General features: G+C 61.7%; 26 protein-coding genes. 11 read left to right on the top strand and 15 right to left on the bottom strand.

The features are described 5' to 3' along the window. Position 1: 1 nt before the first annotated feature. From ABI660_RS01540 to ruvA, 4 genes are read right to left on the bottom strand one after another with little or no spacing between them, the layout of a single operon-like run. The gene (locus ABI660_RS01540; RefSeq protein WP_348064244.1) at positions 2 to 1,168 is read right to left on the bottom strand and encodes an efflux RND transporter periplasmic adaptor subunit; all 1,167 of its coding nucleotides are present in this window, start codon (positions 1,166 to 1,168) and stop codon (positions 2 to 4) included. Between the two features lie 7 nt (positions 1,169 to 1,175). Continuing rightward, complete coding sequence (gene ruvB / locus ABI660_RS01535; protein WP_348064242.1) at positions 1,176 to 2,249, bottom strand: Holliday junction branch migration DNA helicase RuvB; 1,074 nt, start codon at positions 2,247 to 2,249, stop codon at positions 1,176 to 1,178. A gap of 10 nt (positions 2,250 to 2,259) precedes the next feature. Beyond that, positions 2,260 to 3,114, bottom strand: a complete 855-nt coding sequence (locus ABI660_RS01530) for a hypothetical protein (RefSeq protein WP_348064240.1) — start codon at positions 3,112 to 3,114, stop codon at positions 2,260 to 2,262. Next, positions 3,111 to 3,683 carry a Holliday junction branch migration protein RuvA gene (ruvA, locus tag ABI660_RS01525; RefSeq protein WP_348064238.1) on the bottom strand — a complete coding sequence of 191 codons (573 nt, stop codon included), beginning with the start codon at positions 3,681 to 3,683 and terminating at the stop codon, positions 3,111 to 3,113. Before ruvA ends, ABI660_RS01530 begins: the two co-directional genes overlap by 4 nt. 116 nt (positions 3,684 to 3,799) lie before the next feature. Here ruvA and ABI660_RS01520 point away from each other — a divergent pair, with 116 nt between their 5' ends. Both ABI660_RS01520 and ybeY read left to right on the top strand, forming a co-directional pair. After that, complete coding sequence (locus tag ABI660_RS01520) at positions 3,800 to 4,813, top strand: PhoH family protein (RefSeq protein WP_348064236.1); 1,014 nt, start codon at positions 3,800 to 3,802, stop codon at positions 4,811 to 4,813. Beyond that, positions 4,803 to 5,258: an rRNA maturation RNase YbeY gene (gene ybeY, locus ABI660_RS01515; RefSeq protein WP_348064234.1), complete on the top strand. Its 456-nt coding sequence runs from the start codon at positions 4,803 to 4,805 to the stop codon at positions 5,256 to 5,258. The genes ABI660_RS01520 and ybeY overlap by 11 nt, the downstream gene beginning before the upstream one ends. A 344-nt stretch (positions 5,259 to 5,602) precedes the next feature. On the opposite strand, the gene dtd is transcribed toward ybeY, so the two are convergent. Genes dtd through ABI660_RS01500 form a run of 3 tightly spaced genes read right to left on the bottom strand, consistent with a single transcriptional unit; the run spans position 5,603 to position 7,804 of the window. Continuing rightward, a complete protein-coding gene (gene dtd, locus ABI660_RS01510) occupies positions 5,603 to 6,058 on the bottom strand; it encodes a D-aminoacyl-tRNA deacylase (RefSeq protein WP_348064232.1) in 456 nt (151 codons plus the stop codon). 9 nt (positions 6,059 to 6,067) lie between these two features. After that, positions 6,068 to 6,835, bottom strand: a complete 768-nt coding sequence (locus tag ABI660_RS01505) for a substrate-binding domain-containing protein (protein WP_348064230.1) — start codon at positions 6,833 to 6,835, stop codon at positions 6,068 to 6,070. Positions 6,836 to 6,889: 54 nt separating this feature from the next. Further along, on the bottom strand, positions 6,890 to 7,804 hold the full coding sequence (locus tag ABI660_RS01500; RefSeq protein ID WP_348064228.1) for a cation diffusion facilitator family transporter: 915 nt from the start codon (positions 7,802 to 7,804) through the stop codon (positions 6,890 to 6,892). A 197-nt stretch (positions 7,805 to 8,001) separates the two neighbouring features. On the opposite strand from ABI660_RS01500, the gene ABI660_RS01495 reads away from it, so the two are divergent. Beyond that, positions 8,002 to 8,712 carry an ankyrin repeat domain-containing protein gene (locus tag ABI660_RS01495; RefSeq protein WP_348064226.1) on the top strand — a complete coding sequence of 237 codons (711 nt, stop codon included), beginning with the start codon at positions 8,002 to 8,004 and terminating at the stop codon, positions 8,710 to 8,712. A gap of 165 nt (positions 8,713 to 8,877) precedes the next feature. Here the strand turns inward: ABI660_RS01495 and ABI660_RS01490 are convergent, their stop codons facing one another. Both ABI660_RS01490 and tyrS read right to left on the bottom strand, forming a co-directional pair. Continuing rightward, on the bottom strand, positions 8,878 to 10,131 hold the full coding sequence (locus tag ABI660_RS01490) for an ATP-binding protein (RefSeq protein ID WP_348064224.1): 1,254 nt from the start codon (positions 10,129 to 10,131) through the stop codon (positions 8,878 to 8,880). A 9-nt stretch (positions 10,132 to 10,140) separates the two neighbouring features. Beyond that, entirely contained in the window at positions 10,141 to 11,382 is a 1,242-nt protein-coding gene (tyrS, locus tag ABI660_RS01485; protein WP_348064222.1) for a tyrosine--tRNA ligase, read from the bottom strand. Between the two features lie 209 nt (positions 11,383 to 11,591). Here tyrS and ABI660_RS01480 point away from each other — a divergent pair, with 209 nt between their 5' ends. Both ABI660_RS01480 and ABI660_RS01475 read left to right on the top strand, forming a co-directional pair. Then, complete coding sequence (locus tag ABI660_RS01480; RefSeq protein ID WP_348064220.1) at positions 11,592 to 12,965, top strand: M23 family metallopeptidase; 1,374 nt, start codon at positions 11,592 to 11,594, stop codon at positions 12,963 to 12,965. Between the two features lie 354 nt (positions 12,966 to 13,319). Further along, positions 13,320 to 14,492: an anhydro-N-acetylmuramic acid kinase gene (locus ABI660_RS01475; protein WP_348064218.1), complete on the top strand. Its 1,173-nt coding sequence runs from the start codon at positions 13,320 to 13,322 to the stop codon at positions 14,490 to 14,492. Positions 14,493 to 14,650: 158 nt separating this feature from the next. On the opposite strand, the gene erpA is transcribed toward ABI660_RS01475, so the two are convergent. From erpA to ABI660_RS01445, 6 genes are all read right to left on the bottom strand, one after another. Then, on the bottom strand, positions 14,651 to 15,016 hold the full coding sequence (erpA, locus tag ABI660_RS01470; protein WP_096698577.1) for an iron-sulfur cluster insertion protein ErpA: 366 nt from the start codon (positions 15,014 to 15,016) through the stop codon (positions 14,651 to 14,653). Positions 15,017 to 15,087: 71 nt separating this feature from the next. Continuing rightward, positions 15,088 to 15,531, bottom strand: a complete 444-nt coding sequence (locus ABI660_RS01465) for a polymer-forming cytoskeletal protein (protein WP_348064215.1) — start codon at positions 15,529 to 15,531, stop codon at positions 15,088 to 15,090. A gap of 27 nt (positions 15,532 to 15,558) precedes the next feature. Next, positions 15,559 to 16,266 carry a DUF6776 family protein gene (locus tag ABI660_RS01460; RefSeq protein WP_348064213.1) on the bottom strand — a complete coding sequence of 236 codons (708 nt, stop codon included), beginning with the start codon at positions 16,264 to 16,266 and terminating at the stop codon, positions 15,559 to 15,561. A 185-nt stretch (positions 16,267 to 16,451) separates the two neighbouring features. After that, complete coding sequence (gene rpsI / locus ABI660_RS01455; RefSeq protein ID WP_348064211.1) at positions 16,452 to 16,844, bottom strand: 30S ribosomal protein S9; 393 nt, start codon at positions 16,842 to 16,844, stop codon at positions 16,452 to 16,454. 11 nt (positions 16,845 to 16,855) lie between these two features. Beyond that, on the bottom strand, positions 16,856 to 17,284 hold the full coding sequence (gene rplM, locus ABI660_RS01450) for a 50S ribosomal protein L13 (protein ID WP_077593211.1): 429 nt from the start codon (positions 17,282 to 17,284) through the stop codon (positions 16,856 to 16,858). 212 nt (positions 17,285 to 17,496) lie between these two features. Beyond that, complete coding sequence (locus ABI660_RS01445) at positions 17,497 to 19,290, bottom strand: serine/threonine-protein kinase (protein WP_348064208.1); 1,794 nt, start codon at positions 19,288 to 19,290, stop codon at positions 17,497 to 17,499. A 157-nt stretch (positions 19,291 to 19,447) separates the two neighbouring features. Between ABI660_RS01445 and rlmJ the strand changes: the two genes are divergently transcribed. The 6 genes from rlmJ (at position 19,448) to paaD (ending at position 25,286) form a co-directional block, all read left to right on the top strand. Further along, positions 19,448 to 20,446, top strand: coding sequence for a 23S rRNA (adenine(2030)-N(6))-methyltransferase RlmJ (rlmJ, locus tag ABI660_RS01440; protein ID WP_348064206.1), 999 nt, complete (start codon positions 19,448 to 19,450; stop codon positions 20,444 to 20,446). Between the two features lie 34 nt (positions 20,447 to 20,480). Then, positions 20,481 to 22,529: a protein kinase gene (locus tag ABI660_RS01435; RefSeq protein WP_348064204.1), complete on the top strand. Its 2,049-nt coding sequence runs from the start codon at positions 20,481 to 20,483 to the stop codon at positions 22,527 to 22,529. A 105-nt stretch (positions 22,530 to 22,634) separates the two neighbouring features. Next, positions 22,635 to 23,639, top strand: coding sequence for a 1,2-phenylacetyl-CoA epoxidase subunit PaaA (paaA, locus tag ABI660_RS01430; RefSeq protein ID WP_348064202.1), 1,005 nt, complete (start codon positions 22,635 to 22,637; stop codon positions 23,637 to 23,639). Continuing rightward, positions 23,636 to 23,926 (top strand): 1,2-phenylacetyl-CoA epoxidase subunit PaaB, encoded by a 291-nt coding sequence (gene paaB / locus ABI660_RS01425; RefSeq protein ID WP_348064200.1) that lies wholly within the window; start codon positions 23,636 to 23,638, stop codon positions 23,924 to 23,926. Before paaA ends, paaB begins: the two co-directional genes overlap by 4 nt. Beyond that, on the top strand, positions 23,923 to 24,714 hold the full coding sequence (gene paaC / locus ABI660_RS01420) for a 1,2-phenylacetyl-CoA epoxidase subunit PaaC (RefSeq protein WP_348064198.1): 792 nt from the start codon (positions 23,923 to 23,925) through the stop codon (positions 24,712 to 24,714). Before paaB ends, paaC begins: the two co-directional genes overlap by 4 nt. Before the next feature lie 71 nt (positions 24,715 to 24,785). Further along, a complete protein-coding gene (gene paaD, locus ABI660_RS01415) occupies positions 24,786 to 25,286 on the top strand; it encodes a 1,2-phenylacetyl-CoA epoxidase subunit PaaD (RefSeq protein WP_348064196.1) in 501 nt (166 codons plus the stop codon). Positions 25,287 to 25,334 lie beyond the last annotated feature (48 nt).

Genomic DNA, 25,334 nt, shown 5'->3' with positions numbered 1-25,334 from the left:
CTCAGCGCCCCAGGGCGTTGGTCATGGCCGAGCCCGCTTCAGATGTAGCCGCGGCCCTGGCCACCGGCTGCCCGGGCTGCCAGGCCACCGCGTGCGCGCGAACCCGGGCCCCTGCCGGCACGCTGCCCCCAAGCAGCACGGCATCACCTTCAGCCAGCCCCTCAAGCACCTCGGCCGCGTCCAGCGTGCGCAGGCCCAGACGCAGCTGGCGCTCCTGCGCGCGGCCCGCGTCGGCGACCAGCACCGTCGCCGTGGTGGGTGAGGGCTGCGTACGCAAAGCGCTCAGCGGCAGCACCAGGGCGCGTTCGCGCCGGCCGGTTTCGACCTCGACCGACAGCGTCATGTCTTCCCGCAAAAAGGCCGGAGCCTGCTGCTCGAGCGCAAACTTGACTTCGATCGCACCGCGCTGCGCATCTACTGCGGGCGCAATCGACAACACGCGGGCGGCAAAACGCTGGTCGGCAAAAGCATCGGCCACCACGGCCGCCTTCTGCCCCGGCTGCAACTGGTCGAGGAAACGCTCGTCCACCTGCGCCGTGAGCTGCGTGGGGCCGGCCAGCGCCAGGCTCATCAGGGGTTTGCCGGGCTGCACGATCTGCCCCGGCTCGACATCGCGCGTCAGCACCCGCGCATCGGTGGGCGCCAGCACGGCCGCCTGCGCCAAGCGGGCACGAGCCGCCGCCGTGGCGGCGCGCACCGAGCCCTGCTGCGCCAACGAGACATCGAGCGCGCGCTGCGCATCATCAAGTTGTGCCGCACTGTAAAACCCCTGCGCCACCAGTTGCCGCACGCGCCGCAACGTGGCCCGAGCCGCCTGTAGCGTGGCCTCGGCCTGGCGTTCGGCCGCCACAGCCTGTGCCACGGCGGCGCGCAGCTCATCGGTTTCGAGCTCGATCAGCACATCGCCCGCGCGCACCTGCGCGCCCTCGGCTACCGCCACCCGCGCCACACGCCCGGTCACGGTGCTGCCAACATCCACACGCGACAAAGTCGCCACGCGGGCAGAAAACTGCAGGGTCCGCACCAGAGGCGCGTAATGCAGTTCCAGGACATCGACCCGGGGACTTTTCTGGACAAACCAGGCCACGCCGGCTACCGCAGCGATGACTGCCACGCCTCCCATCCAGATCCAGCTGCGTTTCAGGGAGAGGGTGTGTGCCAGGCTCATGGAAGGTTCAGGTTCCGGGCTCAAACAAGCCGGTGCCGGTTCCGGGCGGTGTCACGCCCAGATGCCGGTAAGCGGCTAGCGTGGCGATGCGGCCGCGCGGCGTGCGCTGCAGATAGCCCTGCTGGATCAGATAGGGCTCGATCACGTCTTCAATCGTGTCGCGCTCTTCGCCAATGCTGGCGGCAATGTTGTCCAGGCCGACCGGGCCGCCATCAAAGCGGTGGATCACGGCTTCCAGCAGCTTGCGGTCCATCAGGTCGAAGCCCTGAGGGTCAACGTCCAGCATGGCCAGCGCCTTGTTGGCAATGTCCAGCGAGATATGGCCGGTGCCCTTGACGTCGGCATAGTCACGCACGCGGCGCAGCAGCCGGTTGGCGATGCGTGGCGTGCCGCGCGAACGGCGTGCGATCTCAAAACACCCTTCCCTGTCCATGGGCGCGTTGAGCAGGCCGGCGCTGCGCGTGACGATACGCGCAAGCTCCTCGGCGCTGTAGAACTCCAGCCGCGCAACAATGCCGAACCGATCGCGCAGCGGGTTGGTCAACATGCCGGCGCGGGTGGTGGCACCGACCAGCGTGAAGGGCTGCAAATCGAGCTTGATGCTACGCGCCGCGGGGCCTTCGCCGATCATGATGTCGATCTGGTAGTCCTCCAGCGCGGGGTACAAAATTTCTTCGACAACCGGGCTCAGGCGGTGAATCTCGTCGATGAAAAGCACGTCGTTTTTTTCGAGATTGGTCAGCAGCGCTGCCAGGTCTTTCGGTTTTTCCAGCACCGGGCCGGAGGTCTGGCGCAGGTTCACGCCGAGCTCATGCGCAATGATGTGGCTCAGCGTGGTTTTGCCCAGACCGGGTGGTCCGAACAGCAGCACATGGTCCATGGCTTCGCTGCGTTTTTTGGCGGCGCCTATGAAAATTTCCAGTTGCTCGCGCACCTTCGACTGGCCGACATATTCGTCGAACAGTTTGGGCCGCAGGGCGCGTTCGATGGCTTCTTCATTGGGCGACGCAGGTGCAGCCGACATGACCCGCTTCACGGGCGGTACGCCGGACATGTCGAAATCGTCGGTCTGGATGGTCATGCGTGAATTGTCAGGTTCGGGTTGCGGCTTCGTCGGCCTCGACCACATGAATAACCAAGCCCCCTGTTGCTCGCTCGCAGAGCGTGAGAGTGTCGGTTGTCTCGCGTTCAAGGAGGCCCCGCGGTTGTAAAAATTTTTGAGCCTCGGCCAGAGAGCGCACCTCCAGGCTCAGACTGTCAATTTGGTGCTGATCACCCGGCTGAAAGGCCAAGGCAACGCCGCCTATTGCCAGCGCCTCGTCTTCCTCAGTCTGCGCAACGGCACGCCAATGCCTCTTCATACGCGCAACATCGGGACAAGTCACGCCCACACGAGCCAGCCGAACCAGTCCAATCGGCCCACCGCCCATTGAGGCAAAGCGTCGCTGCTCGGCGTCGCGGCGCTCCCGCGTGGAAACGCCCTTCGCCCAAGGCACTATGCTGGCCTGCAAACCCCACTCACAGAAAAAATTGCAGTTGGTCGGTGACGATAGGTCAAAAACCACCGAATTAGTGAAATTCGTGATTGATTGGCCTACCTCATTGACGGCCTGGTACGGCCGAGGTGGCTTGCAGGCCATGCCGCGGCGTTCCAGTTCGGCCGTGCTGAACGCCAGTTCGTCGGGCTCCAAGGCCAGACCGTGGATTAGTGGCAATCGACATTCCGCGGGCAGATCGCCGTTGTTTCTGGCCGCCCAAAGCTCCAGGTGGGTGTTCCCGACATGAACCCAGGAAAAGCTGGCGAACTCACTGTGCTGCAACGACCATGTCACCGGCAGGCGTAGGGTCTCGGTGAGCAGCGAGAACAGGGGCTCCATGTCCAGCAGTCGCAGCATCACATGGTCGATTGAACGACAGATCTTCATTTCAACCGCTGCGACTATCATTTCGCCAACGCCTTCAGCGCCAGCTTGATGCCGTCACTGACCCCAATGTCTTTCGGCAACGCCTTCAGGGCCAAAGCCGCATCGCGGTCGCTGTAGCCGAGCGCCACCAGCGCCTGCAGGATGTCGGACTGCGCATCGTCGGCGACGTTGACACGAACGCCGATGTCGGCGCCCAGCTTGCCCTTGAGTTCGAGCAGCAGGCGTTCGGCGGTTTTTTTGCCGATGCCGGGCACCTTGATGATGCGGCCGGCCTCCTGCTGGGTCACGGCCTGCGAGAGTTCTTCGACGCTCATGCCGCTGAGCACGCTGAGCGCGGTGCGCGGGCCGACGCCGGAAATTTTGATCAACTGGCGAAAGGCGGCACGCTCGCTGGCGCTGCCGAAACCGTAAAGGATTTGTGCGTCTTCGCGCACCACGAAGTGCGTCAGCAGCGAGACTTTTTCACCCAGGCCAGGGAGGTTGTAAAAGGTGCTCATGGGCACCATCACCTCGTAACCCACACCGTTGCAGTCCACCAGCACTTCCGGGGGGTTCTTTTCGGCCAGCAGGCCACTTATTCGTCCGATCATGGGCAAATCTTAGCAGTCGTGCCTGCGTATCCGCTGACTTGAATATCGGGGGACAATCACCCATCTGTCTGTTCCCCACCGGTTCTGACCGGTCCAACCGTCCGGAAAGCCTGCATTTGATTCTTCGCCACACCTTCACCCCGCCGAACAACGCCCGCATGGGCCACCTGTGCGGCCCCATGGACTCGCACATCCGCACCATCGAGGCGGCGCTGCAGGTCACGATTGCGCACCGCTTCGAGCAGTTCAAGATCGACGGGCCCAAGGTCAAGGCCCAGCAGGCGCTGGAAGTGCTGCAAGCCCTGTATGAGATGGCGCAGCGTCCGATTCCCGAGGAAACCGTGCAGCTGATGCTGGCTGGCGACACCGCGTTGAGCCTGGCACCGGACGGCGTCATGGCGCTGTCCACCCGCCGCGCCGACCTGCGGGCCCGCACCGCCAACCAGGGCGCCTACCTGGAAAACATCGCCACCCACGACATCACCTTCGGCATCGGCCCGGCCGGCACCGGCAAGACCTACCTGGCCGTGGCCTGCGCAGTCGATGCGCTGGAGCGCAGCGCGGTGCAGCGCATCGTGCTGACCCGGCCAGCCGTCGAAGCCGGCGAGCGTTTGGGCTTTTTGCCGGGCGATCTGAACCAGAAGGTCGACCCCTACCTGCGGCCGCTTTACGACGCGCTGTATGAGTTGATGGGTTTCGAGCGGGTGCAGAAAGCATTCGAGCGCCAGCAAATCGAGATCGCGCCGCTGGCCTTCATGCGCGGCCGCACCTTGAACCACGCCTTTGTGATCCTCGACGAAGCGCAGAACACCACACCAGAACAGATGAAGATGTTTTTGACGCGCATCGGTTTCGGCGCCAAGGCCGTGGTGACGGGTGACGTGAGCCAGGTCGATTTGCCGCGCACCCAGCTCAGCGGGCTGATCGACGCCGAACGCGTGCTCAAGCGTGTCAAGGGCATTGCCATCACCCGACTGACCAGCGCCGACGTCGTTCGGCACCCGCTGGTGGCACGCATCGTGGACGCCTACGACGGCTATAAGGGAAAAACCCCGGACATCGACGACGCTATAGAATCGATAGTGCCTGTCGCCCGCCCCACAAGGACCAAAAGCCGAAATGGCTCTTAAACACTTGAGCCTGTCGCTACAGTTCGGCGACATCCAGGACGCCAGACGCCACCGCGCTGCGCTGCCGCGCCACAGCGTGGCACGTTGGATTCGCCACGCGCTGGACAACGATGCCGAGATCACGGTGCGCATCGTGGACGCCGAAGAAGGCCAGGCACTGAACCGCAGCTACCGGCAAAAAGACTACGCCACCAACGTGCTGACCTTCGACTACACGCAGGAACCCTTGGTCACGGCCGACCTCGTGCTGTGCGCGCCGGTGATTGCCAAAGAGGCGCGTGAGAACAAAAAAACACTACAGGCGCACTATGCGCATCTGCTGGTGCATGGTGCGCTGCATGCGCAGGGCTGGGACCATGAGACCAGTGAAGCGGATGCTCAGGAGATGGAAGCGCGCGAAATTGAAATACTTGCCGGCCTGGGGATCAAAAACCCCTACCTCTGAGTTTTCATTTGTCGAATTGGCATATCGCCCTTGTTTTACGGGCGCGAGCAGCTATTGAATTTATAGCGCACTAAATCAACCACTCGCCAAATTTGTCATCCTGGGCTTGGTCCGGGATCCATCTCTGGTAACTCGTTCTGTGGTGGTGTGCCAACAAGCCGGGGGTAGCCCGCTGAGACTTCAAGGTGTTTCCTATGTCTCCGCACACCTGTTTCGTATCTCCCCGGTCCATACAGCGACGCAAAAGAAAGTTACTTGCCGCCGGGCAATCCCCGGCTGACAGGCAGACCCCAACCGCTGGAATCAAAGAAGGCTTCAACCTTCAACCAAGCTCAACCCAACACCTACTCCGTTGAAAGCGGCTCGATCCGCAGAGGAATCGTCACCGGCCCGTCATTGACCAGGTGCACCTGCATGTCCGCCGCAAACTGCCCGGTCTGCACCTGCGGATGGGCCAAGCGCGCTTGCGCCACGAAGTAATCGTATAAGCGCCTTCCTTCGTCAGGCGCCGCCGCGCCGGTGAAGCTGGGGCGATTGCCGCCTGAAGCGTCGGCAGCCAGCGTGAACTGGCTAACGACGAGCAGGCCGCCGCCCACGTCTTGCACGCTGCGGTTCATCTTGCCTGCCTCGTCGGCAAAGATGCGCAGTTTCAGGACCTTGGCGAGCAGCTTGTCGGCCTGCAGGTCGGCATCACCGCGCTCGGCGCACAGCAGTACCAGCAGCCCCGGACCGATGCGGCCCACGGTTTCCCCGGCAATCTCTACATGGGCGCGGGCGACCCGCTGTAAAACCGCTTTCATGCAGGCAACTCAGTCCGTCACGCCGGCGGCCACAAACAGCGGCTTGGCTACAGCGCTGGAGAGAAACACGACAAACTCCTGAGCCAGCGCAGGTTGCCGGCTGGAGGCCAGCGGCGCGGCCGTGTAGGAGGTGTAGTTCTGCACGTCGGCCGGAAGGGGCCCGACCAGCTTGAGCCCTTTGTCTCGATACAAAAGGATTTCAGTCGTCGCACCAAAACCGATTTCGCGCCCCTTGCCGCGGATGACATGCTCCATCACCGCAGCGCCGTCGGAGTAGCGGGTGGTCTTGCCTTCGACCTGGGCGTTGATATCCATTTTCTGCAACAGGCCTTCCAGGTAGATACCGGTTGAGGCTCGGTTAAAGACCAGCGAGTCGGCTGCCAGCATCGAGGCGCGAAGCGCCTGGACACTGGCGACGTCCGGCAACGGAACCCCTTCACGGACTGCCACCCCGACACCGACCCGGCCCACGTTGGCGCGGACTTCCGCGAGCCTGCTGGCAGCGGCCAGGTCGGTCACCACAGCGGGCGGTGCAATCACCACATCGAAGTCGGACGGCCCGGCCATGCGTTTGCGAAGCTCGGGCGCCGTGTTGAATGTGATCCGGACGCCATGCCCGGTCTGTTTCTCAAACGCAGCAGCAGCGGCTTTCAGGCCGGGTTCGATGGCGCCGGCACTGAGCACGCGTATCTCGGCAGCGCCGGCGGCGCCGGTGCAGCCACCTGCGAGAGCCAGAAAAATGGCCAACGATTTGAGAAGACGCGAGATGTAGTGCATACGATCGTTCTGAAAAAACTTCGGAGGAAAACACTCTACCCTCGAGGCATCCGTTCAGATCAAATCTTTTTCGTCGTCAAAATGCGCTTCCACATCGGAGGGCAACAGCTGGATGGTAGCGCGCAAGCCCGGCACTGCGCTCATAAGTGCCTGCTCGACGCTGGTGCGCAAGGCTGCTGCTCGTCCCAGCGACCAGCTGCCGGGCATGTGCATGTGCAGATCGACAAAGCGCCGCTGTCCGGACCGCCGCGTGGTCAGGTGGTCGAAGCGGATGGTGGCGTGCACAAAACCGGCCAGCGTTTCGTCAATTTTGGACAGCACCTCGGGCTCAACAGCTTCGTCCATCAAACCCTGGGATGAACGCCACATCAGCTGAAAGCCTTCCCACAGAATGTTCAGCGCCACACCGATGGCCACCAGCGCGTCCAGCCATAGCCAGCCGGTTAGCGCCACTGCGCCTATGCCCACCACCACACCGGCCGATGTCCAGACGTCGGTGACCAGGTGACGGGCATCGGCGTCAAGGGCAATTGAACGGTAGGCCTTGGCCGAGCGGAACATGAACCAGGCGAGCAGGCCGTTCAGCCCCGAGCTGATCACTGACAGTGCCAGGCCCCAGCCCACCTGCTGCAGGGGCTGTGGATCAAATATGCGGTGTCCTGCTGCCCAGATGATGGCCACGGCCGCCGCAACGATGAGCGCACCTTCGAAACCTGAGGAGAAATATTCGGCCTTGTGGTGGCCATACGGGTGATCGTCATCTGCGGGCCGCTGGGCAATGGTCACCATGGCCAGCCCGAAGATGGCACTGGCCAGGTTGACGAAGGATTCCATGGCGTCAGCCAGCAAACCCACCGAACCGGTGATGTACCAGGCCAGGGTCTTCAGCACAATCGTGATTCCCGCCACCAGAACAGAAGCCCAGAGCAGTCGCTGGGGTGTCAGGGTTTGGGTATCCGGCCAGTTCATGCAGGCATTGTCGGCGATGTCGGGCAACCGGGAGTCCACTGGGTTCACCACCCCGGCTGCCATGCAAAAATGCGGCAACGCCCTGGCTTTGCGATACCGCAAATCATTTCGCTACGGCGACCCGCCCGCGGCCAGCGATGGTCGCACCGGACAAGGTCAAAAGGCCCGCTGAAGCATGCATGCACAAGGACGCCGCTATGAGTACCCGCCTTTCAGGATCCCTATTGCGCCTGTTGCTCGCCTTAGCCTGCGGTATCAATGGTGTAGCGATCAGTCCCGCAGCGGCCCAGACCGCGCCGGGTGCGCAGGAAATCGCCGCCTACCAGGGCCTTCACGCTGCAGCGCACACGGGCGATGTCAAACGCATCGAGAAACTGGCGCTGGGGAAAGCCCTGAACACACGGGACGGCAACGGCCGCACACCGATCCACGTAGCGGCCTTTGCACGGCAGCGCGAGGCGATCCGCGTCCTGGTCAAAGCGGGCGCAGACATCAACCTGCTGGACAAAGACCGCTATGACGCGGTGACCATCGCCTCGGTGGCCGACGACGAGGAAACACTGCGCGCCTTGCTGGCCCTGGGTGCGAGTGCGAAACAGGTGACCAGCCGCTACGACGGCACGGCACTGATTGCTGCCGCGCATCTGGGCCACGAGGGGGTGGTCAGGCAGTTGATCGCAGCCGGCGCGCCGCTGGACCATGTGAACAACCTGCATTGGACGGCGGCCATCGAAGCGGTGATGCTCGGCGACGGTGAGCCGCGGCACCAGCAAACCCTGCAGGCCCTGATTGCCGCAGGTGCGAACCTGCAGTTGGCCGACCGCCATGGCAACACGCCGCTGCAACTTGCGAAGTCACGCGGCTACATGGAGATGGTGAAGATGCTGGAGCAGGCTGGCGGCCGTTAGGGCGGCACCTATCCGAGGGTCACGCGGGCAAATTTGCGCTTGTCGACCTACACAACATAAGTCCCCGCGCCCAGCTTGAGCGCCTTGTCGCTGACGAATCAATTCAATCCAACGAATTCAATCAATTTCGTGCAAAACCAAATCCGTCTATGCCTAGCAATGTGTTCAACGAATCACTCGATCCGGCAAAGCCAACCGTTGCTGAATCGCTCGATTAATCAGGCCAACAACTGTTTGGTTGGCATTCAGGACTTGAACTCTTGCCTGAAACGTTTCAAGGCCCAGTAACGCAGCCAACTTTCCCAAAGCCTCGTCCGCAAAACTACTGGAAATCAACGGCACGCCAACAAAATCCACGGCGACTTGTTCTATTTTAGCCATACTCAGTAGATTTAAAGCCTTGATCCGTATAGGCGCGGCACCCAATCGAGCGCCCACGCTGCCCACCTCATCGCGAACCACTATCCTAGGGACTTGTTCCTCTAATTCGTAACGCAAGCTCAGAAAATCGCTGCCCGATACCTGAAATTTCAGGGCTTTGGCTAGCTCACCTGGGAACGCATAGCTAATGCACCCATCAATTAAAGTACCCATTAGAGGAATTTTTTCGTTCCTCAACCGGGTGCCTATCGCGCTTTTTAGCAAGCTTCCTTTTCCAGACTGTATGTTGATAAATCCACCGCTTCCCGAGCACAACTCAGACGAACCAAAAAGACCATTTCCTTGACCTACATCCGTATCCCGGGTAACACCTTCACGAATTGCCCAACTTAACGCATCGTAGTCTTCGTGAATTTCAGGGTGTGAGGGCTTTAAGGTTCTTGGTATTCCATCCCCAAAATCGCAAACTGCAAACTCAATGCGTCGCACATTGGATCTATTCGATAGTTGAACTAGGCCACCTATCGGAGATTTCGCGTGATTAAGAACGTTGTCGGTTATTTCCGAAAAGCACCACTCTAAAGCTTCGAGATCTTCACGAGCAAATCCCGGCACGCTTTTTAATACAGCCTCAATTACCCGATCGACGAGCCTTCCCTGCTCTTCATAGTTAACGAATTTCGTTGCCGGTACTTGAAGATAGCCTCGATAAAGCGTTTCGGTTTGAGCCGCATCTATCAAATAGGCCCAGTTTGTGTCGAGGAATAGCTTGTTTAACTTAGGGTCCGTAGGTAGCACCAAGGAAAATCTCACGCCTGCCTTCTGATGCGCGAGACACGCAGCGCACACCGGCAGCATTGCGCCGGGGAATGCTGCGGTGCAGTCAGAAAAGTCAAGAACGATATCGTCGTACCCTTGCTTATGGACTAGTCCGTGAATAGCAGCCAAGAGAACTCGAAAATTCTCTATTCCTAGAAAGCCGGTAACAGAAATCTTTTTACCGACTTGTAGAAATTCCAAATGTGAAACCGCACTCATGTCAACGCACTAAGCAATCTCAACTTTTCGAAATTCAAGCTTTCCTTTTTGCAACAAAAAGCTGTCCCCTTTTTTAAACACCGTCTCTATGTCAGTTACCTTCTGACCGTTTATTTTTACGCCGCCGGACGTAATTACCCTGCGAGCTTCAGCCTGAGACGCGCATAGCCCTATTTGCGCCAGCAGAAACGGCAGCTTCACTATTTTCCCAAGTGACTCAAAAATAACTTCAACTATGTCGCTCGGTTTGCCTTGGGCGCGCTGTAGACGAAACTCAACCAGTGCATTTTCTGCAGCGCTACTCCCATGAAATCTCGACACGATCTCTTGGGCCAGCAATATTTTCACTTCCATTGGGTTACGTCCGGCATCAACCTCTTTCTTAAGCGTTGCAATATCGCGTTCGCTTTTGAAACTCAATAGCGTGTACCACTTCCACATCAACACATCTGAGATCGAAAGTACTTTCCCGAACATGCTGTTTGAATCTTCAGAAATTCCGATGTAGTTGTTCTTGCTCTTGGACATTTTCTCCACGCCGCCCAGCCCTTCGAGCAGCGGCATGGTCAAAATGCACTGCGGCTCCTGGCCGTACTCGGTCTGCAGGTGCCGGCCCATCAGCAGGTTGAATTTCTGGTCCGTTCCGCCGAGCTCGAGATCGGACTTGAGCGCCACCGAGTCATAACCCTGCATCAGCGGATAGAGGAACTCATGCACGCTGATCGGCGTACCGGCCTTGAAGCGGTCGTGGAAATCGTTGCGCTCCATCATGCGCGCCACTGTGTATCTGGCGGCCAGTTCGATCATGCCGCGCGCACCCAGCGGGTCGCTCCACTCGCTGTTGTAGCGAATCTCGGTTCGGGCCGGATCCAGCACCAGGGAGGCCTGGCGGTAGTAAGTCTCGGCGTTGACCTTGATCTGCTCGGCTGTGAGCGGGGGACGCGTGTTGTTCCTTCCTGACGGATCACCGATCAGGGAGGTGAAGTCGCCAATCAGGAAAATCACCGTATGGCCCAAATCCTGAAGCTGACGCATTTTGTTCAGGACAACGGTATGTCCGACATGAATGTCAGGCGCGGTCGGGTCCAGGCCCAATTTGATACGCAGCGGGATGCCGGTAGCCTCGGAGCGCGCCAGTTTTGTAAGCCATTCGTTCTGCGGTAGCAATTCCTCACAACCTCGCAAGGTCACCGCCAAGGCGGCCCTGGCCTTGTCCGTGAGGGGGAATTTTGTAACAAGCTCTTGATTCATAAGGGTTTTTCACATGTCGGGCAGTTGTCTGACATATATACTCGCTGTTCTGCCATTGCCCGGCCCCTGCGTCAGCTGGCCTGCAAATTGCAAACCAATTCTAAGTTGTTGCCATCACCCATCTTGTCGGGGATTGCACAACACCATCATCATTCGCTATCAAGCTGCTTATGCCGCCTGAGGCCTAGCAAGGTTGGGGAACCCCTGTGTTGAACAAAAACGATCTAACGTACTGCCTGCAAACCGCCACAAGCCTTCTTCGTCGCCATCCTAAAAGAATCACGGGCACTCTGGCTGCCCTGTTGCTGGGAACTGGGGTTACCGCCTTCGGTGTCGCGCCCCTGGCACCTGATGCTGCCGACCTGCCAGTTCGCCAGATTCTGGAAACCGTCCAGAGCCTGCCGACGGAAGCGCAGACCGAGGCCCTCGGCAGTTTCCAGTTCAAGCTGTTTCGCAACGAAACCACGCGCAGCACGGACACTGCCGATAGCCTGCTGCGGCGCCTGAACATCGACGATGCTGCCGCGGCTGCCTTTTTGCGCAGCGATGCCAATGGCCGCCTGACCCTGATGGGGCGTCCTGGCAAAAGCGTGACGGTGGAGGCCACCGACCGCAACCAGTTGCTGAAGCTGACAGTTCGTTGGGCGACCGACGACGAGGAAAAGTTCACCCGCCTGGTGGTCGAGCGTGCGGCGGACAACAGTTTCTCTTCGCGTGTGGAAACAGCGGCCTATACCAGTTCGACTCAGCTGGCCGGCGGCACCATTCGCACCTCGCTGTTTGCCGCCACTGACGACGCCGGCATCCCCGACGCAGTCGCCGTGCAAATTGCGGAAATCTTCTCGGGTGACATCGACTTTCACCGTGCATTGCGCAAGGGTGACCGCTTCAGCGTGGTTTACGAAACGCTGGAAGCCGACGGCGAAGCCTTGCGCACCGGACGCGTGCTCAGCACGGAATTCGCCAACGGCGGCAAAAAACTGCAGGCCATGTGGTTCCGCGAACCGGCACCCGGCCAGGGCGCTGGCACCACCTCCGGCCGCGGCGGCTATTACACGCTGGATGGCCAGAGCCTGCACCGTGCCTACCTCGCGTCACCAATGGAGTTCTCGCGGATCAGCAGCGGCTTCAAGATGCGCTTCCATCCTATTTTGCAAACCTGGCGCGCCCACCTGGGTGTTGACTACGCCGCCCCCACAGGTACGTCCGTACGCAGTGTCGGCGACGGTATCGTCGAGTTTGCCGGCGTGCAAAACGGTTTCGGCAACGTTGTGTTCGTCAAACACCGCAACAGCCACACCACGGTCTATGCCCATTTGAGCCGAATCGACGTGCAAAGAGGTCAGAGCGTGAGCCAGGGGCAGCACCTGGGCGCGGTCGGCTCGACCGGCTGGGCCACCGGGCCCCACCTCCACTTCGAATTCCGCGTCAATGGCATGCACCAGGACCCGATGAACATTGCCAAGCAGAGCGAAACCATTCCCCTGTCAGCTGCAGCGCAACCCCTGTTCCGCCAACTGGCAGGCAATGTCAGGCAACAGTTGCAAGCCGCTGCGGACATGACGCGAGTTCGGGCTGAATAGACTGGCCCCCACGTTCGCTCACTGCGTGTAGCTCTCTGCCCCCCGAGGGGGTGCATTTTTCCTTGGGGCGGCCCGGCGGAAAAACAGAGCCCCCACGCTTTTCACTTCGTGTAATGCGCTGCCCCCCGAGGGGCGCATTTTTCCTCGGGGCGGCCCGGCGGAAAAACATTGGCCCCCACGGTCGCTCACTGCGTGTAGCTTCCTGCCCCCCGCGGGGGCCGCTGCGCCTTGCGGACTGGCAAAGCCAGATCCGCGTCCCCTGCTCGCAGGGGACGGAGCTTGGAGAAACCTCGGCTCCTACGCTCGCACATCCCCTGGAGTGCTGCCTCTGGCCACCTTGCGGCAAAATGCCTCATGGCTGATTACTACATTGGGTTGATGTCGGGCACCTCGCTTGATGGCGCAGATGGAGTGCTGGTGGATTTTTCAGTGTCTGCGCCGCGTGTCCTGGCTTCTGCCTCCGCTCCTTTTTCCTCCACTTTCCAGGCCGAATTGCTGGCCCTCAACACCGCCGGACACAACGAGCTGCACCGCGCTGCACTGGCTGCCAACCAGTTGGTCGGGGTGTACGCACAGGTTGTCCAGGCCCTGCTGGAACAGGCAATTCCCCAAGGCATCACCCCAGGCGACGTGCTGGCCATAGGTGCCCATGGCCAGACCGTGCGTCACCGGCCACAGGAGTTTGGGGACGACCCACTTAGTGGCGGTTCGAATGCGGGCTATACGCTGCAATTAAATAACTCGGCCTTGCTGGCCGAACTCACCGGGCTCGACGTGGTTGCCGACTTTCGCAGCGCCGACCTGGCCGCTGGCGGCCAGGGCGCGCCACTGGTACCTGCCTTCCATCACGCTGTCTTCGCACAGCCGGCACGCAGCATCGCCGTCCTCAACATCGGCGGCATCAGCAACCTGACCCTGCTCCCAGCGCAACAGGAAAGAGGCGGTGTGCAGGGCTTTGACTGCGGTCCCGGTAACGCGCTGATGGACCTTTGGTGCCTGCGGCATACCGGGCAGGCCTATGACGCCAAAGGCAGCTGGGGCGCGTCAGGGGCCGTCATTCCCGGCCTCCTGGCGCGGCTGCTGGCAGAACCCTACTTTGACAAGATACCTCCCAAGAGCACCGGGCGCGACCTGTTCAATGCTGCATGGCTGACCGCGCAACTCCAGGGCTTTGAAAGCAGTCCAGCGCAGGACGTGCAGGCTACCGTCACGGCCCTGACGGCCCAAGCCTGTGCGCGCGACCTGCTGCGCCATGCGCCACGCACCACCGAACTGCTGGTGTGCGGTGGCGGCGCCTTCAACGATGAGCTGATGCGGAAACTGGCACTGGCACTGCCTGGGGTCACCGTCCAGTCCACGGCCAGGCATGGCCTACCACCGCTGCAGGTGGAAGCTGCGGCCTTTGCCTGGCTGGCTCGCGCCTGGCACCAGCAGTTGCCGGGGAATCTGGTGGCAGTAACGGGGGCCAAGGGCCCACGCGTGCTGGGCGCGATGTATTTGGCCCCCACGGTCGCTCACTGCGTGTAGCTCCTGCCCCCCGAGGGGGCCGCTACGCCTGCGGACCGGCAAAGCCGGATCCGCGGCCCTGGCTTGAAGTGAAAACCCCAACGGTGTCGACTGCTTACGTTGAGCGGTTGCCATGAAAAAAGGACCCGAAGGTCCTTTTTTGTGGATCTGAAAGAAACTCAGGCCGAAAAGCTCGAGCCGCAGCCGCAGGTGCTGGTGGCGTTGGGATTCTTGATCACGAACTGGGCGCCTTCGAGGTCGTCCTTGTAATCGATTTCGGCGCCGACGAGATACTGGTAGCTCATCGCGTCGATCAGCAGCGAGACACCATTTTTGGTCATGGTCGTGTCGTCTTCATTGGTGATCTCGTCGAAAGTGAAGCCGTACTGGAAGCCGGAGCATCCGCCGCCCTGGACGAACACGCGCAGCTTCAGGTCCGGATTGCCTTCTTCGGCAATCAGGTCAGCAACCTTGGCCGCAGCGCTGTCGGTAAAGACAAAGGGGGCGGGCATTTCGGTCTGGATGTTTTCAGCTACTGCGCTCATGGGGAACTCCGTTTTTCACGACTGTCGATTAATAGTACAGCAATTCAATCAACCATAGGGCGCGTGCAGGCTTAGAGTCGGCCGTAGCCGCTGACTGAGACTTCTTCCCGGTTTTTCTCGACATTGCTGGCAGCCAGCTTCAGGAGGGGCTTGTCGCTAGGCTCCTGATTGGTAGCACGCAGCTGTCCAAAGATGACGGCGCCCTGGTGCATTTCAAGCGCCTTGTAGGCCACATCGCCCTGAATTTTGGCCTTGGGCTGCAATTCGAGAAGCTCGGCAGCGTGAACCGGCCCCATCACCCGGCCATTGATGATGACGTGGTCCGCATAAATATGGCCGGTGACGCAAGCCGACTCACTGATCACGAGAATGCTGGGACTGCCTTCATTGGCACGTATGTCACCGATCACTTCGCCATCAATGCGCAAACCGTCGGTGAACTTCAGGTTGCCTTCAATACAGCTGCCTTGGGCAATCAGGCTCTTGATCGGGGGTTGTGTCTTTTTACCGAACATATACATCCTGTGGGTTGGGCTGGAGGGTCAGAGCTTGACGGTCTGGACGGAACGGACAGCTGTTCCTTCGACCACTTTGGCGGTCACCGTTTTTACCACGGCTAGGGGGGGCAGGTCGAGAACTCCTTCGATGCGCCGGTACTGCCTGAACTGCAGCGGCTGGGCACCGCCGGGCAGCCCCATCGTCCACGGCTTGCCGGCCAGGGTGCCGTTAAAAGTCAGCTCCAGCCTGCCATTGAACACCGGCGCATCCCGGGTCGGCTGGATCACCAGCACTTGCCACTTGACCTGCATGTCCGACAAGGCTTCAGCCTGCAGGCCGCGGATGGCGGCGCTTTCCCCGCCACCGGCAGGCAGGAGCTTCTCAAAAAATCCCAGATCGTCGCGCAGCAGCCGGTTGTCCACTTGGAGTTGCCGGATCTGGGCCATCATCTTTTCCTGCGCGGCTTTTTCGGCGGTCAGCAGGCTACCCGAAATGTTGGCAATCGACTGTGATTTGTCGCGTTCGGCACGTAGCATGGCGACCTCTTCACGCAGCTTGGTCAATTCGAGCTTGGCGTCCTTGTCGAGTCCCGCAATACTGACGCCGAGTTCGAAGGTCCACAAGGCGATGGCTGCAGAAAAACCCAGCATCATGGCGCCCAGTGTCCAGCGCAGCGGCCAGGGCAAGGATGTGCGGATGGTCACGCGCGGTGAGCTGATGGTCAGGCGGCGGCGGAACAGGCGAAATTTCAAGGGCAGGTCCTGCCATTTTTAACTCAAGGAGCTTGCATTGTGCACGCAGTGCTGGGCGGTATTGAGGGCACGCCCGTGAAGCGAAGGTAAGGGTTTGCGTCAGGCAAGCCCGCTCGCACCCGAGCACCCATGAAAAAAGCCGCCAGGCGCAAACCAGGCGGCTTTTCGTGGACAGCAAAAGCGGATTAGCGCTTGCTGAACTGCTTGCGGCGGCGTGCCGAACGGAAACCGACCTTTTTACGTTCGACTTCACGTGCATCACGTGTGACGAATCCGGCCTGGCTCAGCGCCGGCTTGAGGGTGGCGTCATAGTCGATCAGCGCCCGGGTGATGCCGTGGCGCACTGCACCGGCCTGGCCGGATTCACCGCCGCCGTGCACGTTGACCATGATGTCGAAGGTTTCGACATGGTTGGTCAGGTACAGGGGCTGTTTGCAGATCATGATCGAAGTTTCACGACCGAAGAAGGTCTGGATGTCGCGGTCGTTGACCGTGATCTTGCCAGTGCCTTTTTTGATGAACACGCGGGCGACGCTCGATTTGCGACGGCCGGTGCCATTGTTCCATTCACCAATCATCTCAAGGCTCCTTAAATTTCCAGCACTTTAGGCTGTTGGGCGGTATGCGGATGTTCTGCACCACCGTACACCTTGAGTTTTTTGATCATGGCGTAACCGAGCGGGCCCTTGGGCAGCATGCCCTTGACGGCTTTTTCCAGGGCACGGCCCGGGAACTTGGTTTGCATGTCGCGGAAATTCGTGGCCGAGATACCGCCGGGGTAACCCGAATGGCGATAGTAGATCTTGTCAGTCGACTTGGCGCCGGTGACACGAAGCTGGGCTGCGTTGATGATGACGATGAAGTCACCGGTATCGACGTGAGGCGTATAAATGGCCTTGTGTTTGCCGCGCAAACGGAGAGCAACTTCGCTGGCTACTCGTCCGAGGACCTTGTCGGTCGCGTCAATCACAAACCACTCATGCACCACGTCAGCGGGTTTTGCGCTGAAAGTTGTCATGGGTTTACTTTTCAAAAGTTGGTTTGAGCAGCCCTTTTCCACGGTCGGTGTTTCTCTGATGGAAACCTCTTAGGTGGGATTCAAGCCTCGCCGCGGGGCCAGCCAATCGCTGCGAAGCCCACGATTATACAAAATTGGCGGGCCTGAGCGGGGATTTCATCATCCTGCGCGCTCGACCAGCAGTTTGATGAGCCATTTCTGGCCGCTTTTGGTTACAAACCGTCGGGGCGACGGCTGTTTTTGAGACGGGCGTTGTTTTCAACACACAGGGCCAACCCGGCCATCTCCGGCTTCTGACACTGGCGAAAGATGCACATGGGCCGGGTCACAAAATTGCTGTCAGCACAGAGGGCCAACGGATCCGGCGGCGCGGTGACGGGCACATTCGCACGCGCCGGCACCGCAGCAATAACCACCGGCACCGGAGTTGGGGGCGCCAGGCTGGCAGCGTCTGATGGCGACGCAGCTTTCGCTTTCTTTAGGAAACCCCGCTTCGCCACCGAGGCAGCCCGCAGCTCCGGCGCAGCGGGAGCCGGGGGTGACGGGACCACCTCTGCACCCGGCCGTTCGGCTGCCGTCGAAACCGGTGCGGACAACGCCACGACGGACTGGATCGGTTCAACCGGTGCAGCCTGGTTGACGGGAAGCTGCGCGCTGGCGGCGGGAGGGGCGGCCTGTTGGGCAAGCGGAGCCTGCTGCGGTATCCGGCTGCCACGTCCCAGCACCAAACCCAGCACGAGAGCGGCAATAGCCACGCCCAGCACGCCGGCGCCCAGGCGCCACGACCGGCTGGAAGACCGGGCCACCGAAGCAGCCAGCGCTGCGGGTGTGGACGCATGTGCAGTGGTAGGCGCAAATGAAGGCTCGGGGGTGGACATGGACGGATGCCGGACTGCCGTGTCTCGGCGCCGAGGTGCCACAAAAGGCTGGGTCGGGTCGTCGTTCGGCCTCGTAGCCGGTGGCTGTGAAAGCTCGGGCTCTACCTTGACAACGGCCTGCGGGGCGGACAAGCCAGGCGGCGCCCAGATCGGGCCCAGTTCGGCACGCCAGTCGAAGCGGGACATGCCATTGGGCGTTTCGAGCGCCATCGCCTGTACCAGGGCCGCCACGGTTTGCGGCCTGTCTTTGGCGTCAATCGCCAGGGCCTGGCCTATCGCCTGCACAAAGGCCGGCGAATAACCCAGGCCAAACTGCTCTTGCACCGTGCGTGCCACGCGGGAAAACGGCGGCAAGCGGTCGCGCACCGCACGAAAAGTGGCCGGCAGCGGCGGCTTGTTGCACAGCAGGCCATGCACCACCGCGGCCAGCGCGTACAGATCGGTCCACGGGCCCTGGCGCATGTCGGGTGCGCCAGCGTGCTGCTCCAGCGGCGCATAGCTCAGCTTGAAGGCGTCGGTCAGGTCTTGCGTCTTGCCGCCCATGGCATGGCGCGCCGCGCCCAGGTCCAGCAACACTGGCGGGCCGATGTCCTGCAGGAAGATGTTGTCCGGCGAGACGTCCCGGTGCACCGCACGTCCCTGGTGCAGCGTTTTGAGCGCGCCCAGCACCGCCCACAAGACCTTGCGTAGCCAGGCCTCGGTCGGCGGGCTGCGCATCTGGCTGCGCGCCGCCTGCAGCGTGATGCCGCGGTAAAAAGGCATCACCATGTAAGCGGTCTGCTGCGCCTCCCAGTAGCGGAACACCTTGACCAGCGAAGGGTGGTCGAACTGCGCCAGCAAACGCGCTTCAGCCACAAAGGACTGCAGCCCGGCCTGAAAAGCCGCCTGGTCGGCCGGGTCACGAACGGTCACCGCGCCCTCCGCACCGCGGCACGCGAGCGCCGCCGGCATGAACTCCTTGATGGCCACCTGCCGCTGCAGCGAGTGGTCAAAGGCCTGGTAAACCATGCCAAACCCGCCGACGCCCAGCAAACCCAGCAACTCGAACTCAGCCAGGCGTGTACCTACCGGCAAGGCATCCACATGCGTGATCAGCGAAACAGGGGTTGGACTGTGGGAAACGGTCATGAACAGAGGCGAAAAGCAAGGTTGGCCTGCAATTAGGCATGGCGGCCCGTTCGGCGTCAAGACAGCCTGCCCGTCAGAACAACGCGTCCGTCGGGATTGTGTTGCTGATTGCAAGCGCCGGCGAAGGCCGGAAAGGCGGCGCCCGTTAACATAGCGCATGTTCAGTTATCGCCACGCCTTCCATGCCGGCAACCATGCCGACGTGCTCAAGCACACCACGCTGATCGCGTTGATGAAGTATTTGACCCAGAAAGACACGGCGCTGACCGTGATCGACACGCACGCCGGCGCCGGGCTGTACCGCCTGGACGGCGACTACACCGAAACCAGCGGCGAAGCGCGGGAAGGCGTGTTTCGCCTGTTTTCTGCATCAAATACGCCTGTAGCCCCCGCCGTGCCGGCGCAAGCAGCTACCAAAAAGGTAGCAACCTCCAAAACCACGGATCCGGCAAAAACAACCGCCGAAGAAGCCCTGGCGCCTGCGCTGCAGGACTACGTTGATCTGCTGCGCGGGCTGAACCCGCAGTTCGCCGAAAGCGGCGACCCGGCACACCTGAAGATTTATCCCGGCTCGCCCTTTATCGAACAGCAATTTCTCAGCGGGCGCGACAAGCTCAAGCTGTTCGAGCTGCACCCGACCGATTTCAAGTCGCTAACCGGCAACATCGCCCAGCTCGGTGTGGGCCGGCAGGTTACCGTGGCGCGCGAAGATGGCTTCGAGGTGCTGAAGACCTTTTTGCCGCCGCCGGCACGCCGCGCCATGGTGCTGTGCGACCCAAGCTACGAGATCAAAACCGACTACGCACGGGTGGCCGCCTGCATGGGAGACGCCGTCAAGCGTTTTGCCACCGGCACCTATGTGGTCTGGTACCCCATCATTCCGCGCCCCGAGGCCCACGACCTGCCGCGCAAGCTCAAGACCCTCGCCACCAAGGCGGGCCGCAGCTGGCTCAACGCCACGCTCACCGTCAAGTCCAGCAAGCTCACCACCGACGAAGCCGGCGACGTCAAACGCCCCGGCCTGCCGGCCAGCGGCATGTTTGTAATCAACCCGCCGCACACGCTCAAGGCCGAGCTGCAGGCCGCCTTGCCGCAAATGGTGGCGCGGCTGGGACAGGACCGCAACGCCGGCTTCACGCTGGACCACGGCGGCTGAACAGCGGCTGCCGCGGCAAGAAAATGGCCCACACATGCATGTGATCCTGGTTGTTGAAGACGACGACGCCATTCGCAGCAACATCGCCCGCCTGCTGACACTGGAAGGGTTTGAAGCCGTGTCCGCCGCCAATGGCCGCACCGGCCTGGCGCATGCCCGGGCCCGCACGCCGGACCTGATCATCTCTGACGTGAACATGCCCGACATGGACGGTTTCGCGCTGCTGGCGGCGATTCGTTCCGACCCTGCCCTGGCCACCACGCCCTTCATGCTGCTGACCGCGCTGGACGACCGCGGCAGCATGCGCCGCGGCATGACCACCGGCGCCGACGATTACCTGTCCAAGCCGTTTACACGTACCGAACTGCTCGATGCGGTCCAGGCGCAACTGCGCAAGAAAAACCTGGTTGACACGCGCATCGCCTCCGGCCTGGCGGCCCTGGAGGCCCGCCTGCGTGCAGCCTATGCCAGCCACATTGGCGGCAGCCGGCCCGCCGCTTTTTCGGTCGACCTCCCGGCCGGCAATGAGCCGGGACCGGTGCTGGATGCCACCGTGCTGGTGTCGACGATCCGCAACTTCACTTCGCTGGCCGAGAAACTCGAAGCCAGCGAAGTCTCGCAGTTGCTGACCGAGTATTTCGAGCGCAGCAGCCAGCCCGCCCTCAAGAACGGCGGTCGGCACCTCAAGTTTGTCGGCGATGGCCTGATGGCCGTGTTTGCCAACACGCTCAGCGATTCGCCACTGTCGGCGCAGCGTCGCGCGATTTCCGCGGCACTGGCGATGGCGCTTGCCGCCCATGAATTCCGGGCCTGGCTCGCGCAACGTTTCGCCGCACGCGGGCTGCCGCCCTTTGCCGTCGGCATCGGGCTGCACTGCGGCGAGGTCACGCTGTGTCCCATGGGGCCGGCGGGCAGCCACGCCGTCGTGCCGGTCGGCGACGCCGTCAGCCTGGCGGCACGCCTGGAGGCAGCCACCCGCGAGCGGGGCTGGACCGTGCTGGCCAGCCGCGCCGTATTCGCCGGGGCCGGGGCCGGCATCCAGACAGGAACACAGGACACGCTAGCCGTGACCGGCAAACAGCTAACCCTGGACGTGGTGGAAATCACCGGCATGGTCACCGGCATGGACGACAAGATCCACGGCATGGCCAGCCTGACGGAAAGGGCCGAAGAAATCAGCGCAGCGGTACGGACCAATTCCGAGATCACGGCCCGGGCCGTCAAGGACGCGCTGCAGTCCAAGCTGGCCGCGCTGAAAGACCAGCGTTTCGCAGACGACACTGAACCGGTACGCCTCAAAGGTTACCGCGTCACCAAAAAAATCGGCGCAGGCGGCATGACCGAGGTCTACCTCGCCGAACGCGAAGCCGACAGCCTGCCCATCGTGCTCAAGGTGCTGGACTCGCGCGGCAAGGAAGCCTCGGAGCACCTGGTGCGCTTTATCCAGGAATATGCGCTGCTGAGCCAGATCAAACACCCGCACGTGATCCGCATTCACGACCAGGGTTTCAGCGATGAACATGCCTATATCGCGATGGAGTACTTTGAATGCGGCGACCTGCGCGGCCTGTTCGGCCCGGGCATGACGCGGGAGCGCGCGCTGACCGTGGGGCGGCAATTGGCCATGGCGCTGGCCGCCATCCACAGCCACGGCATCGTGCACCGCGACATCAAGCCCGAAAACGTCATGCTGCGCAGCGATGGCTCGGTGGCACTGGCCGATTTCGGCATTGCCAAGTCCATGCTGCAGGCCGAGAGCCTGGGCCTGACCCAGACGCGGCATGGCGACGTGGTCGGCACGCCCTACTACATGAGCCCGGAGCAGGTGAGCGGCAAGGACGTGACGGTACGCTCCGACCTGTACAGCCTGGGCGTCATGCTGTTCGAAATGCTGGCCGGCCAGCGCCCTTTCGTCGCGGACTCCCTGGAGTCGCTGCTGGCCAAACACCTGCATGCCGACACACCGGTCCTGCCCGCGGCGCATGCGGCCCTGCAGCCCATCGTGAACCGGCTGATGGCCAAGAACCCCGACGACCGTTATGCGTCGGCCGATGCCCTGCTGCTGGACCTGGCCCAAGCCTGAAAAAGGCCCCTGCGCCGGGGTCAATAATTAACCGACCGTTCGGTCGGTTAATTGCTATACTGGGACTCATCACCGTCCTGCAGGACGGGCGACAGGAGACAAGACATGTACACACAATCACTCGACGTACCCGATTCGCAGGCCCCGGCCTTGGCGTCGGTCTCCACGCCCGACGCGCTGCAAACCCGCTTCGACGAAAAAATCGATGCCGACCAGAAAATCGAGCCGCAAGACTGGATGCCAGAAGCCTATCGCCGCACCCTGGTGCGCCAGATCAGCCAGCACGCGCACAGCGAAATCATCGGCATGCAGCCCGAAGGCAACTGGATCTCGCGCGCGCCCTCGCTCAAACGCAAGGCGATCCTGCTGGCCAAGGTGCAGGACGAAGGCGGCCACGGCCTCTACCTCTATTCAGCTGCCGAAACCCTGGGCGTGGGCCGCGACACGCTTCTTGATGCTCTGCACACCGGCAAGGCCAAGTACAGCTCGATCTTCAACTACCCGACGCTGCAGTGGGCTGACGTCGGCGTGATCGGCTGGCTGGTCGATGGCGCGGCCATCATGAACCAGGTGCCGATCTGCCGCTGCTCCTACGGCCCCTACGCACGCGCCATGATCCGCATCTGCAAGGAAGAAAGTTTTCACCAGCGCCAGGGCTTCGAAAGCCTGATGGTGCAGATGCAGGGCACACCCGAGCAGCGCGCCATGGTGCAGGACGCCGTGAACCGCTGGTGGTGGCCGGTGCTGGCCATGTTCGGCCCACCCGATGCCGACAGCACCAACGGCGCGCAGGGCATGCGCTGGGGCATCAAGCGCATTTCGAATGACGATTTGCGCCAAAAATTTGTTGACGCGACCGTGCCGCAGGCTGCCATTCTCGGCGTCACGCTGCCAGACCCCGATCTGAAATGGAACGAAGCGCGCCAGCAACATGACTACGGCGCGATTGATTGGGACGATTTCTGGGCCGTCGTCAACGGCAACGGCCCCTGCAACAAGGAGCGGCTGGCCAACCGCGTGAAAGCGCATGAGGACGGCCAGTGGGTGCGTGATGCCGCGCAGGCGCATGCAGCCAAACAAAGCGCCCGCGCCATGAAGGAGGCAGCATGACGACACATAAGGAGTGGCCCCTGTGGGAGGTCTTCGTGCGCAGCAAACAGGGCTTGGAACACAAGCATTGCGGCAGCCTGCACGCTACCGATGCACAGCAGGCGCTGCAGATGGCGCGCGACGTCTACACACGCCGCCAGGAGGGTGTGAGCATCTGGGTGGTGCCGTCCAACACCATCACCGCCAGCGAGCCGGACGACAAGGCCGCGTTTTTTGAACCCATGGCCGACAAGATCTACCGCCACCCGACCTTCTACGAGATTCCTGACGAAGTGGGCCACATGTGAAAACCGTTGAAGCCCCCGTTGCGACGGCCTCCCTGGACTACCTGCTGCACCTGGCCGACAACGCGCTGGTGCTCGGCCAGCGCAACGCCGAGTGGTGCGGCAACGGCCCGGTGCTGGAGGAAGATATTGCGCTGGCCAACATGAGCCTGGACCTGATCGGCCAGGCGCGCATGTTGTACCGGCATGCCGCTGTGGTAGCGGGAGAAGATGCAACGGAAGATTCGCTGGCCTATTTCCGCGATGCCACCGACTTCCGCAACTACACCCTGCTGGAACTTCCGCATGCGTCTGGTGCTTCGGAACGCGACTACGCGGTGACCATCGTCCGCAATTTCCTCTACAGCGCGCTGATGCTGCTGCTGTGGGAGGCGCTGCAAAAATCAGCAGACGCACAGCTCGCAGCGATCGCCGGCAAGTCATTCAAGGAAGTGCGTTACCACTTCCGCCACTCGCGCGACTGGCTGGTGCGCCTGGGCGACGGCACCCCTGAATCACATGCCCGCACACGGGTCGCCTTGAAGCATTTAATGCCTTACACCCAGGAATACTGGGCGCCAGCAGCTATCGAAACAGTAGCAGATACGAAAGGCCGCGCCATCGATGTCGCCGCGCTGAAAAGCGACTGGGACGAACTGGTCAACGACGCCCTGCAGGAAGCCGGCCTGCAACGTCCTGCGCTCCATGCCGGACCACCGCAGGGAAAAGACGGACAACACAGCGAACACCTGGCACCGCTGCTGGCCGAGATGCAAAGCCTGGCGCGCGCCCACCCGGACGCTCTATGGTGAGTACTTCGCGCCCACCACGAGCTCCAGAGAGCTGTTATGAAACACCTTCCGCAAGCGGGAAGGTGGTGGTGATGAACACCCTGCAGCAGGTCTGGGACGTGCTCGAAGCCGTGCCCGACCCGGAGATCCCGGTGGTGTCCATCCGTGAGCTGGGCATCCTGCGCGATGTGCGCCATGTCAGTGATGGAGTGGAAGTCATCATCACGCCGACCTACAGCGGCTGCCCCGCCATGAGCCAGATCGAGGACGACATTCGCGCCGCGCTGGCGCAGCACCAGCTCTCTGCGCGCATCACCACACAGCTGGCGCCGGCCTGGACCACCGACTGGATGAGCGCGGCCGCCAAGGACAAGCTGCGCAGCTATGGCATTGCGCCGCCGCATACCACCACGCGCGGCAGCGACAAGGTGGTCCGTTTCGCACCCAGACACCAGGCCGCGGATGCCGTGGCCTGCCCCCAATGCGGCTCGGTCAACACCACCGAAACCTCGCACTTCGGCTCCACGGCCTGCAAGGCGCTGTACAAATGCCTGGACTGCCTGGAGCCGTTTGACTATTTCAAAAGTTATTGATGCCCCCACGGTTGCTCACTGCGCCACGCGGCGGCGGCTCCTGCTACT

Source organism: Polaromonas sp., from assembly GCF_039930745.1.
In the GTDB taxonomy this organism is placed as follows: domain Bacteria; phylum Pseudomonadota; class Gammaproteobacteria; order Burkholderiales; family Burkholderiaceae_C; genus Polaromonas.
Note: the sequence above shows the minus strand (reverse complement) of the source record. Positions and strands in the feature narration are given on the sequence as shown.